Source organism: Saccharothrix sp. ST-888 (genome assembly GCF_000955975.1).
In the GTDB taxonomy this organism is placed as follows: Bacteria; Actinomycetota; Actinomycetes; order Streptomycetales; family Streptomycetaceae; genus Kitasatospora.
Map to the genome: position 1 here is coordinate 24,959 of NZ_JYJF01000078.1, position 10,247 is coordinate 35,205.

The following is a 10,247-nucleotide window of genomic DNA, read 5'->3' on the forward strand; positions in this document are numbered from 1 at the left end:
CCGAGGGTGAAACCGTGGGCGATGGCGGCAGCTTGCCAAGCTGTGGGGTGGACCTGCTGACGGCAGGTCACTTACGAGCCGAACTCGTGATCTAATGCCCGAGCTGATTGTCGGCGGGCGTCCGCCAGCGGCAACTGAGGGGGGAACCATGGGAGCGAAGCGGAACAAGATCATCGGTGGCCTGCTGGCCGCGGTCGGGCTCACGGCCAGCCTTATGCAGGCCACGCCGGCCGCAGCGTACGAGCCCGCGCAGCTCGTCAACGAGAACAGCGGCCTGTGCCTGGAGATCGCCGACTGGCGAACGGACAACGGCGCGCCGGCCCGGCAGTGGCCCTGCACCGGTGGGGCCAATCAGGCCTGGTTCGTCAACTGGCAGTCACCCTCCGCCTACACCTTCGTGAACAGCCACAGTGGCAAGTGCCTGGAGATCGGCGGCTTCAGCTACGACAACGGCGCACCGGCGCAGCAGTGGGACTGCAACGGCGGAAGTAACCAGAACTGGTACCGCACCACAAGCGATCACCTGATCTCGAACTGGAACAGTGGGAAGTGCCTGGAGATCGGCGGCTGGAGCACCGCCTGGGGCGCTGGGGCGAACCAGTGGTCATGCGGCATCCCGAAGCAGGCCAACCAGCTCTGGACCATCCGCTGAGCAGGCCGTCCGCTTGTGACTGACACGCTGACCTGCCTGCCCGCCTGCCCGCAGCGCGGGCGGGCAGGTGCGAGCGGGTGAGCTTGCCGAGGAGTTGGCCATCAGCAGGCCGTGCTGGACCACCAGACCCGGCTGGAGGTCGGCGACGGCCGGGCCGAGCCGATCTCTCGGCCCTCGTTGCTGGAAGCGTACGCCGCCCGGCATGTGCTGCTGCGGACACCGAGGCTGAACCGGATGAAGTACGTGCTGCGCCGGCATCTGTCCGCGCGGGAGACCGCCGACCAGATCCGCACCGGCACGATGACGTCGTTCCCGACGTACCGGGACCGGAAGGTCGCCGAGGGGTTGTACGACTCGCAGCGGCGCTCGTCAGCGCTCGGGACGAGGACCTCGCTGATCGTTGCGGGCGTTCGGGCGCCTGGCGTCCGGCGTCCGGCGTTGTATGGGCCATTCCGGTGTGCAGGTGCCCACTCTGCCACCACACTCGGCCTGGCGGCGGCACCGGCCCGGTGGCGGAGTTCAGAACGCTGTCGCGTGTCCGCACAGTCGGCGCGACTGGTAGCCGCCGGGCACGCCGGTGCCGACGTGGGTCCGGAACGGCCGGGCTTTCGCGAAGCGCCCGCCCAGGGTGTGCCAGGCCAGGCCCGGGTGCTCGGCGCGCAGCGCGGCCACCCCGGCGGAGGCCGGTCCGCAGCGCTGGAACGACGGGTCGGTGTGGGGCTCCTCGGCCCAGGCGAGTGAGCACGGACGGCAGACCTGGTAGTCGATCGCGAAGACCGACTCACCGTGGAGATCGGCGGCACGCTGGCGCCAGCCGGTGCGCAGCGGGGACAGGGTGTCCTGCCAGGGGGTCTGCAGTTGGAGGGGGATCGTGGGTCCGGTGCGGCGACCGAGACGCCCGCCGCTGATCCGCAGCAGGATCTCCCGCCACGGCTCGCGGCCGAAGATCCGTCCCATCTGGTCGGTGCGGCTTGCCAGTTGACGTGCTGCGCGCCGATCGCCTTCGATACTCACGCTGCTTCTCCTCCCCGCTCGGCTACACCCTGACCTGGTCCTTGTCGCGGTTCCCCGTCAGGTTCTTCCGTTCCGCCATCAGTGCCCCGGACTGGAGCGTCCGAATCCTGGCTTCCCACCGCACCGGCTCCTCGTCGCCTGTCTGTCGGGCCCGGAGGTAGGGTCACGGGCGTGTGGGAGGGACTGGACGCGGTTGACTGGGCGGCGCTGAAGCACAACTACGGGTCTGCCGAGGACGTGCCCGTCCTGTTGCAGCGGTGTGCGGGACCGGATCCGGAGGACGCTGGCCACGCCGCGTTCGAGCTCCTCAACCACCTCTTCCATCAGGGCGGCTGGATCTGCTCAGCGGTTCCGGCCACGCTGCCCTTCCTGGTGCGTCTGGCCGCGCGGCCGGACGTCCTGGTCCCGAGTCGTCGTGTGGTGCTGGAACTGGTGTCGAGGCTGGCGGCCGAGGCCGGGCAGGCAGCCGACAGGTTCCTGGACCCCGGCTGGCAGTTGGCATGGGAACAGGCTCTGCCGAACGTGCTCGCCCTGCTCACCGATCCTGTCCCGGAAATCCGGCGGGATGCGCAGGTGACGTAACTTCGGGATTCTTGAAGCATTCCCACCCCGCCCGACTGATCGACAGTCGGGCTGAAGGCGAGGGTGGAGCCCTGGACGCCCTTACCGGCGCCGGTGGGAGGGCGGGGGCGGCAGCCGTGCGCATCTCCTCGGTCACGGGGCAGCCACGACACGCTGCTGGTCGTTGAGGCGGCTCAGGCCGGGGCCGGTTCCAACGGCAAGGTGCGCGTGCGGCGGCGACCCGGTTTGACTACCCCGAGCACGGTCGCGGTGAGGTAGAGCAGGAATCCCACGCAGGGTGCGATGACCAGGGTCCAGCCCGGCGCGTAGAAGCCGGCGAACAGCCCAAGGTCGGTTCCCGGCCCGACGGTGGCGGCGACGGCAGCATCCGCCCTGGGGCGCAGGGCGAACCAGGCGGCCGCCACCGCCGCCAGGCTGAGCAGGAACTTCGCACCCACCCAGCGGTCCCGCAGCAGGCTCCATCGGCCAGCTGTCAGCAGCAGGCCGGTGACGATCGACAGCAGGCCCAAGGGCAGCAGCAGCGTGTCGATCAGCAGTTGCATCGCGAGGTAACGGTCGTGCCGGCTACCCGGATCGGCCGCGGCGGCGGACCCGAGCGTGAGCAGCACCAGGTCGAGTCCCAGCCAGCCGAGCGAGGAGACCAGGTGCGCGATGATCACGATCTGCCGCGCTCGGCGGCCCAGCCTGAACGGCCTCGTGGTGTTTCGCTGCGGGGCGGTCATCGCGTCATCTCCCGTCGCCGCGAGCCGACGCGGGGGACGGCCCGGCCAAGCCCGGTGGCGCTGACGCCGATGATCCACACCGAGGCCAGCAGCCGCCACAGCGGCTCCACCCGGGTTACTGCGGGCACGATGATCGAGACCAGCGAGAGCAGCAACAGGGGCCCGGCGGCGACAGCGAAACGGACCAGCCAGCGCGGGCCGCGCCCGTCGGCGAGCGCGGCCCGCGAGACGTACCACAGCAGCCCGCCAAGCCCAACCAGATGGACCGGACCACCGACGGCGAGGGTGAGCCGGGCGAGGACCAGCAGGGTGCCGTCGCTCGCACTGGCCGCGACCGCTGCCAGGGACAGCGCCAGTCCGCTCGACACCGCGAAGGACCCGGCGGCGAGCCAACTCGCGTATCTCGCCCGATGATCGGCGCCCGCCGTGGTCGAGGAGCCGAGGCCGAACCGGACCAGCCCTGCGGCGGCGATCAGCTGAAGCAGCGAGGGCACCGCGACCGCCAGTCCACTGCCGCTGTAGAAGTCCCTCAGCTGGCCCGCCGTGGCTGTGGGCAGGAACACGGAGCTTCGAGACAGCACCGCCCCGGAGATCAAGCTGGTGATGAAGCCGACCACGAAGACCGGTCCACCAAGTCGCCACCCGCGGCGCGGGTTTCTGCTGTCCATAGCCCCTCATTCCGAGTCCGACGGCACACAGGCACCAGCGCCGCGGAGGTGCGAACCACCTGCCGACGCGGCCACCAGCACACCGGAATCCCCGTCCCGAGTCGTCGTACCGGTGGAGGGAGTCCCGCTACTCCCCAGGGAGGAGTGCCGACCCGGCCAGGTGGCCCGCTCTGCCGAGTTGGTCACTTCGCCCGCAGGCCGTCTGGCCGTCGCCCTCGCCGCGGTCCACGCGGCCCGGCCCGGGGCGATCCGCACTCTGCAGCTCGACGACGCCGACCTTGGCAACCGCCGGATCACCTTGGCCGGACGCACTCACCCGCTGGAGGACCTCACCCGGCAGTTTCTGCTGGCCTGGCTGGAGCACCGGCGCCGCCGCTGGCCGCCACGGACAACCCGCACCTGATCATCAACATGAACACCGCGCTGGAGACCGGCCTGGTCAGCAGCTGGTGGATCGAGCGCGAACTGCGCGGCCAGAGGGCGACACTGGACCGGCTCCGCATCGACTGCCAGCTTGAAGAGGTCCTCGTCCACGGGCCCGACCCTCTCCGCCTCGCCGAGGTCTTCGGCAGGGATGAGAAGACCGCGATCCGCTACGCGGACTCCGCCCGCGCTCTCCTGGCGCACTCCGTCGAATCCGACACGGCTGAATTCCTGCGAACACGAGGGTCCATCCCCCGGAATCCGGGCAACGGATCCTCGGGTTCCCGCTGAAGAACCTCCAGTTCGCGTGAACTCGCGGGGGTCCCCGGCCTCGGGGAACATCGGTACAGCGGTTATCGGTGAGAACGATCATGGTCCGGGCGGCACGAGTGTGCTGACCCGGTTCTCGTACTCGCGGCGGGCCTTGCGCTGGGCCGGGGCCGCCGGGACGCCCTGGGCGCCGTCGAGCGGCTGGCAGCGGTCGAGGAGACGGCGGTGCGTGGCGGGTACGGCGCTGATGCGCAGGGTGTAGCCCTGGCCGCGCCGTACGGTGACGCCCTGGTCGAGCGCGGCGCGCTCGGTGGGCTCCAGGTCAGCCGCGCGGAGGAAGTCGGCGACCTTGCCGGGCATGTCGAGGGTGACCGGCAGTTCCGGGGCCGGGACGTCCTCCTGCTCGGTGGCGGTGTGGTCGGGCATGAGGTCGGCGACGGCCGTGCGGATGGCGCCGCGGCTGACGCCGTGGTCGCGGGCGAGAGCGGCGATGGAGCGGCCTTCCCGGTACGCGGTGCGCACGGTGTCAGCCTTGTCGGCCGCCACGGCGGGGCGGCGTCCGCCCTTGTTGCCCTTGGCCTCGGCGGCGCGCAGTCCGTCGTAGGTGAGCTCGCGCTGGAGGTCGCACTGGAGTTCGCCGGCGGCGGCAAGGGTCTGCACCATGAACTTCACGGTGGACAGCAGCTCGCCGGTGCGCGGGTGGCGGGCGGTGAGGTGCATCGCGGAGAACGCGCCGTCGTGGATGCGCAGCGCCACCTGCTCGCGGTGGCGGACGTCGAGCACGTCGAGGATGTGCCCGGTGCCGTGTACGAGGCGGAACATCTCGGAGATGTGGACGGTGTCGCCCGGCCGCGCGTACGTCAGCAGCTCGCGCAACTTGGGGCGCTGGAGGGGGTGGAGGCGGCTGGAGGTGCCCGGGTCCTCCTCGAAGACGACCGGGTCCTCGATCCCGGCCTCGGATAGGACGAGGTTCTGCCGGGCGGTGGACTGCTGGTCGGTCGAGACCCGGTTTGTAGACCAGGTTCGCCACCGGGCCCCTTCCGGACGGAGGATCGGACCTTACATGTCGTCAAACCCTGTCAGCAATCACCATCGGGTCTGATTGGATTCGCGCCGCCGCGAACCCCCGGATTGCACGGGTTCATTGGACGCGTCGGACGCCTGTCGTCAAACGATCGTTTACCGACAGCGACAGAGTGCGGCAGCTGCGCTCGAAGTGCTGTGCGTGCGGGGTGTCCGAGGTGTCCGTTCGCCAGTCGTCGACCGAGGGCAAGGGTGCCGGAGGTCCGGTGGAAGTCCCCGGACCGCACTCGGGTGCGGTGCGGCCGAAGAGCTATTGCCGCCGCTGGTCTACCGGACCTTCGCATGAGCGCGCATCTGTTCGGCCAGCCGTCCGAGTTCGGCGACCGTTGCCGGGGAAGCGTTGCTGAGCCCGCTGTTCACGGCGGTCGGGCTTCGCAGGAAGCGCCGCAGCGTGGCCACGAGCAGTCCTTCCGGCAGGGTCCGCAACGCAGCGAACCCGCGAGGGACCGGCGGCGTCGGCATGGCGGCCAGGTTCTGCCGCATGAGGCGGAGCATGCCGCGGACCGCGTCCGGATCGTCGGCCAGCGCTACCGGGCCGCCCGCCGTGTGCACCGCCTGCCCGAGTGGCACCTCGAACGCGGCGTGCGTCTTGAGCCAGGCATCCATCTTCGGCTCGGTCTTGGCGTTGATCCCGCTGGTGCGGAACGTCCGCACGATCCGTTCGAGTCGCGGGGTGGTCCGGCCGTCGGGTTCGCCGATCGGCATCGCAACCCGGCGGGTCATGAAATTGGTCGCGCGGTAGCGGACCACGTCGCCGTCCATCGTGCCGGCGGCTGTGCCGAAGCCGAGCAGCACCCGCTCGTGGCCGATCACCGCGCCCAGCGGCTCCGGGCCGGCCGCCCAGTTGTGCAGGAACAGCACGTCGCCTTCGAGGCCGGCGAGTGACTCCAGCACCGCGTCGACCTGATGGGTGCGGACGAAGACCGCGGTCAGGTCGTACCCGCCTGCCGGGTGCTCGACCACCGGTACCGGTACCCGCCTGACGGCCGGGCTGTCTGCCTCGGCGAGCTGCACGCCGTGTCGGCGCAGGGAGGCCAGGCGCTTGCCCCGGGCGAGGAGCGCAACGTCGTGCCCGGCCTCATACAGGCGGGCGGCGAACAGGCTGCCGAGAACCCCGGCGCCGTATACGAGCAGTTTCATGACAGCCTCTTCCACATGAGTCATACGTTCGTTTTAATCGAACGTCTGTATAGTACGGCATATGGCGCTACCCGATACCCGGACCAAGATCCTCGACGCGGCCGAACACCTCTTCGCCGAGCGCGGCTACCGCGGCACCTCGGTCCGCGCGGTCACCGACCTCGCCGGAGCGAACCTGGCCGCCGTCGGCTATCACTTCGGCTCGAAGGCGGAACTCCTGGCCGCGGTCGCCCGCCGCGTGACCGAGCCCATCACCGCCGCCCAGAGCGCCGGGCTCGACGAACTGCTCGCCCGGACTGCGGACCCGCAGGTCGCCGAACTGGTGGAAGCATTCGCAGGGCCGCTCTTCGACGAGATGCCCGCTGGCAGTGAGAGCGGAGCCCGGACGTCCCGGCTGATCGTGACGATCCTCAGCGACCCGGCCGAGGAGGCGCGCAGCTGGACCGGCCCGGACGAGGACACGGTCCGTGAGCGCTACCTGGCGGCTTTCGCGCGCGCACTGCCCGGCCTTGCCCCACAGGAGCTGTTGTTCCGGATGCGGGGGATCTTCGCCGTGACGGCCGTGGACCGCGTCGAGGTCTACCACCGGCCCTCCCCCGCCTGCCCGACGGTGACGGCGGGCGAGGAGGCCCGGCGCTGGGCGATCACGTTCCTGACGGCAGCAATGAGCGCACCACCGACCCGGGCCCATCGGTAGGTCTGGGATTTTGCACCGTGGGTCAAAGACAGGACACCGGAGGCCGGCCAAGGCGAGGGCCCACAAGCTCTTCACCGCCCTGATCGGCCACGACTAGTCCGGCCCGTCCCCGTCGTCATCCTCGTCCAGCTCCGGCGCGTCCGGGTCGCGCAACGGGCGCAGGGCGCCGGCGGCCGGGACGCTGGCGGTGAAGCTGTAGCGGCCGAGCAGGTTGATGTGCCGGTCCTTGAGCGGGGAGTGCCGGGCCACGTCCTCGTCCTTGATGTCGTGGCCCTCGGCGCGGAGTTGGGCGACCGCGGCGTCGAGGTAGCGGGTGTTCCACAGGAGCACCGCGTTGAGGACCAGTGCCGAGGGCGGCGAGCTGGCCCTCCTGGCCCTCCCGGTACGCCTGGCGGGGCGTGCCGGGGGTTGGCTGATTCGCCCAGGGCTACTTGTGTACTGCCTTTGAGACATCCGGCACACCAGTTCGATCAACGGGACTTGATATGTCCCATGCTCAACTTCAACCCCGAGATGCCGCCTCGCCTCTGCGAGATCGCAATCCACTACCCTGGCGGCCTCGCAGACCAGCGCTCCGCAGCGGCGCGCCTGGCCGATCAGCGGCGGAGGGCTGCGTCGAGTTGGAAGTAGAGCGCATCCAGCCGACTGCGACCAGGGCTACGGACCGGCATCTGCCGCACAATCCCGCGCACTGCCGGCGAGGCGTGCTCGATCGCCCAGCGGATCTCCTCGTCACCGGCGCCGGCGTCGTCGCCCGCCGCGAGCTCGCGGGCGCGCGCCGCGTAAACCGCAGGCCCAAGGGCGTGTTTCGCCTGGTGCGGGGTGGCCAGTGGGTGGATGTAAGGGGTCGCCGCCGCATAGCCCGCGGCGCGAGCGGCGGCCGTGGCCGCCGGATCGCCGACTTCGCGTGCGGCTGCGAGAGCCGCCCAGGCGAGGGAGCGCAGTTGCCCCGTCCGCTTCCCCTCGCGGGCGAAGGCCCGGATGCCCTCGACTGCCTCGCGAGGACGGGGGTCGGAGGGATCCTGCGCCTCGAACAGCGGCAGCGCCCGCTCGACGCAGTCGGCAGCCCAGAGTCCCAGAAGCCGGCGGTCTTCTTCGCTTATGGTCACCTCGTTCATCCGCACATCCTGCCGCTTCCGGTATTCCCTGTCGCTGCCGGCCTTACCGCTGACTGCGCCGGCTCGGCCCCGGTGCGGCCACCTCGGCCGCCGGTCCCGCCTGACATGGTGCAGAGACAGGGAGCGCCACCAGCGCAGGAGATCCGTACCGTAGGACCGGATCGTCTTCGCCGCCCGGCCGCCCGACCCCGCGGAGGTGCAGCCGGAGAGCCAACGCGGTTGCGAACAGCGGAACAAGACGGCTCGCCGGCCATTCACGCCTCTCCCCCAGCCGGTCGCGACCCGGCCGTTCCAGGGACACACATCGACCCGGGCAGGGGCTGCCGAGGCGACAGCCGTTGGCCGTGTCAGGTGTGGGTCGGCACCCGGTGGCGGCGCCGTAGCACGGCCGTGTCGACATACCAGCCGCTGTCGCGTCGATCGGTGCGGCCCACCGGCACGTTGACGGACAACAACCCCTGACAACAGCGGCGGTGGGGCCCTGGCGGCACACCGGCGCAAACCCGACGAACTGCCGGCTGAGGCCCGGGCAGACGATGGAGTCGCCGCTGCGGCGTCACATCGGGGAGGTGGGGAAAGTCGGCGCCGCCTCGCTCAGGTCCAGGCGCACGCCCGCGAGGGATGCGATCAGCTGAGCGGCGGTGACCAGATCGGCCGGCGGGCACTCCAGGATGGTGTCCCCGGCCGGTTCCCCGGTGGCGACGTGCAGCTTCTCGACCGGCTCGTTCGGGCGTCGAAATATCGTCGTGACCCACACCCGGCTGATCCGGGCGATCGGTATCTCCACCCCCGGCTGGTCGCTGTGCGCGTCCATGCGGACGTGTTCTCGGGTGACCCGGACCCGGCCGAGGACGACCGACCCGGTCTCGTCGAGCATCCGCAGGCCGGCTCGCAGCCGCCCCGAGAACGCTCCTTCCGTCAGCACCCGGGCGAGCTCAGGGCCGCCGCCCACGATCTGCCGGGCAGCGAAGCCGAAGCTCTCGGTACCGGCGACGGCGACTCCGTAGGCGTACAACGGGGGGCCGACCCGCTGAGGCACCACTCTCTTGATCCGCACGCTCACCTCGGGCCAGGGAGCGAGCTTCTTCACCTGTCCCCACATTCCGGTGAGCACGATTCCCTCGTCGAAGATGTGGACGGCCTTGTTGACGCGGGTGAGGGCACCCACCGCGGCGACGGGCAACGCGGGGACGACGTACACCGCCACCGCTCCCCAACCGAACCCTTCCACCGAGGCCCAACCGGCGGCCCACGACAGTGGCACCAGGGCCATGCCGAACCAGGAAAGCCCGTTGAACCGGTACCTCTCCCGATGAGCACCCAGCCCGTGGGACTCCGCCGTCCGCGACACCCGCTCCGAGCCCATCGGACCTCCGCCCACCTGGTCCACCAAGCCGTCCACGTCTGTTCACAGCACCTTGGCACACTGCCGGGTACGTTGACTACGGCGTGCGCGAATCCCGCGCCCGCGACGTCATGCCCGATCGCCTGCCACGCCGAACCCCGTCCGACCACACTCCGGCCACTGCGGTGTTCGACCTGGGTAACCGAGCGACAGCGACGGGAAGTTGAGCACCAGCAACAGGCAGCCGCGGTGTGCGGTGTTCCGGGTACCGCACACCGGACGAGCCGGGAGAGCCCCGGTCAGCGACGGGAGGTGGGACGTATGGGCGGCGCGATGCGTACCCGCGTCTCGTCGGGCGCGTTCTCGATGTCGTCGAGCTGCGCGACGATCGTGCTGCGCAGGTCGTCGTAGTCCTCGAAGCAGTGGTCGTTGAAGTGAACCGCTGCGGGTTCTTCAGAGACTCTAGATTGTGGCCGTGGCCTGCAGGTTTGGCTGTTGGCTGTAGTACTTGGCTTCGTACTCGGCGGGTGGGG

13 protein-coding genes and 1 pseudogene are annotated in these 10,247 nt (G+C 70.4%); 5 read left to right on the plus strand and 9 right to left on the minus strand.

Going from position 1 to position 10,247, the window contains the following annotated elements:
• The first annotated feature begins 148 nt into the window (after positions 1-148).
• Positions 149-652 (plus strand): RICIN domain-containing protein, encoded by a 504-nt coding sequence (locus tag UK12_RS22700; protein ID WP_052682079.1) that lies wholly within the window; start codon positions 149-151, stop codon positions 650-652.
• Positions 653-1,171: 519 nt separating this feature from the next.
• Here the strand turns inward: UK12_RS22700 and UK12_RS41545 are convergent.
• The gene (locus UK12_RS41545; protein ID WP_197085096.1) at positions 1,172-1,666 is read right to left on the minus strand and encodes a hypothetical protein; all 495 of its coding nucleotides are present in this window, start codon (positions 1,664-1,666) and stop codon (positions 1,172-1,174) included.
• 171 nt (positions 1,667-1,837) lie between these two features.
• Between UK12_RS41545 and UK12_RS22715 the strand changes: the two genes are divergently transcribed.
• A complete protein-coding gene (locus tag UK12_RS22715; protein WP_045304940.1) occupies positions 1,838-2,248 on the plus strand; it encodes a hypothetical protein in 411 nt (136 codons plus the stop codon).
• A 173-nt stretch (positions 2,249-2,421) separates the two neighbouring features.
• On the opposite strand, the gene UK12_RS22720 is transcribed toward UK12_RS22715, so the two are convergent.
• Positions 2,422-2,970 carry a hypothetical protein gene (locus UK12_RS22720; RefSeq protein WP_045304941.1) on the minus strand — a complete coding sequence of 183 codons (549 nt, stop codon included), beginning with the start codon at positions 2,968-2,970 and terminating at the stop codon, positions 2,422-2,424.
• Positions 2,967-3,638: a hypothetical protein gene (locus UK12_RS22725; RefSeq protein ID WP_156178865.1), complete on the minus strand. Its 672-nt coding sequence runs from the start codon at positions 3,636-3,638 to the stop codon at positions 2,967-2,969. The genes UK12_RS22720 and UK12_RS22725 overlap by 4 nt, the downstream gene beginning before the upstream one ends.
• A 160-nt stretch (positions 3,639-3,798) precedes the next feature.
• Between UK12_RS22725 and UK12_RS36805 the strand changes: the two genes are divergently transcribed.
• Both UK12_RS36805 and UK12_RS36810 read left to right on the plus strand, forming a co-directional pair.
• The gene (locus tag UK12_RS36805; RefSeq protein WP_052682080.1) at positions 3,799-4,041 is read left to right on the plus strand and encodes a hypothetical protein; all 243 of its coding nucleotides are present in this window, start codon (positions 3,799-3,801) and stop codon (positions 4,039-4,041) included.
• An 8-nt stretch (positions 4,042-4,049) separates the two neighbouring features.
• On the plus strand, positions 4,050-4,352 hold the full coding sequence (locus tag UK12_RS36810) for a hypothetical protein (RefSeq protein WP_052682081.1): 303 nt from the start codon (positions 4,050-4,052) through the stop codon (positions 4,350-4,352).
• 78 nt (positions 4,353-4,430) lie between these two features.
• Here UK12_RS36810 and UK12_RS22735 read toward each other — a convergent pair whose 3' ends face one another.
• Positions 4,431-5,384, minus strand: coding sequence for a recombinase family protein (locus UK12_RS22735; protein WP_082119851.1), 954 nt, complete (start codon positions 5,382-5,384; stop codon positions 4,431-4,433).
• Positions 5,385-5,681: 297 nt separating this feature from the next.
• Complete coding sequence (locus UK12_RS22740; RefSeq protein ID WP_045304943.1) at positions 5,682-6,554, minus strand: ketopantoate reductase family protein; 873 nt, start codon at positions 6,552-6,554, stop codon at positions 5,682-5,684.
• A gap of 61 nt (positions 6,555-6,615) precedes the next feature.
• Between UK12_RS22740 and UK12_RS22745 the strand changes: the two genes are divergently transcribed.
• Positions 6,616-7,251 (plus strand): TetR/AcrR family transcriptional regulator, encoded by a 636-nt coding sequence (locus UK12_RS22745; RefSeq protein ID WP_045304944.1) that lies wholly within the window; start codon positions 6,616-6,618, stop codon positions 7,249-7,251.
• A 93-nt stretch (positions 7,252-7,344) separates the two neighbouring features.
• Here UK12_RS22745 and UK12_RS22750 read toward each other — a convergent pair.
• The 4 genes and pseudogenes from UK12_RS22750 to UK12_RS43470 all read right to left on the minus strand — a co-directional run.
• A pseudogene (locus UK12_RS22750) lies at positions 7,345-7,654 on the minus strand (Tn3 family transposase); the annotation flags it as partial.
• A 193-nt stretch (positions 7,655-7,847) separates the two neighbouring features.
• The gene (locus tag UK12_RS22755; RefSeq protein WP_045304945.1) at positions 7,848-8,369 is read right to left on the minus strand and encodes a putative immunity protein; all 522 of its coding nucleotides are present in this window, start codon (positions 8,367-8,369) and stop codon (positions 7,848-7,850) included.
• Positions 8,370-8,925: 556 nt separating this feature from the next.
• Positions 8,926-9,642, minus strand: a complete 717-nt coding sequence (locus tag UK12_RS22760; protein WP_156178866.1) for a hypothetical protein — start codon at positions 9,640-9,642, stop codon at positions 8,926-8,928.
• A 371-nt stretch (positions 9,643-10,013) separates the two neighbouring features.
• A partial coding sequence (locus tag UK12_RS43470; RefSeq protein WP_231591339.1) for a hypothetical protein occupies positions 10,014-10,247 on the minus strand: 234 nt, incomplete at its 5' end.

Bases quoted from the DNA above. Each gene is read 5' to 3' on its own strand.
- UK12_RS22700 (WP_052682079.1), top strand. From the start codon at position 149: ATGGGAGCGAAGCGGAACAAGATCATCGGTGGCCTGCTGGCCGCGGTC.
- UK12_RS22720 (WP_045304941.1), bottom strand. From the start codon at position 2,970: ATGACCGCCCCGCAGCGAAACACCACGAGGCCGTTCAGGCTGGGCCGC.
- UK12_RS22725 (WP_156178865.1), bottom strand. From the start codon at position 3,638: ATGGACAGCAGAAACCCGCGCCGCGGGTGGCGACTTGGTGGACCGGTC.
- UK12_RS36810 (WP_052682081.1), top strand. From the start codon at position 4,050: ATGAACACCGCGCTGGAGACCGGCCTGGTCAGCAGCTGGTGGATCGAG.
- UK12_RS22740 (WP_045304943.1), bottom strand. From the start codon at position 6,554: ATGAAACTGCTCGTATACGGCGCCGGGGTTCTCGGCAGCCTGTTCGCC.
- UK12_RS22745 (WP_045304944.1), top strand. From the start codon at position 6,616: ATGGCGCTACCCGATACCCGGACCAAGATCCTCGACGCGGCCGAACAC.
- UK12_RS22755 (WP_045304945.1), bottom strand. From the start codon at position 8,369: ATGAACGAGGTGACCATAAGCGAAGAAGACCGCCGGCTTCTGGGACTC.
- UK12_RS22760 (WP_156178866.1), bottom strand. From the start codon at position 9,642: ATGGCCCTGGTGCCACTGTCGTGGGCCGCCGGTTGGGCCTCGGTGGAA.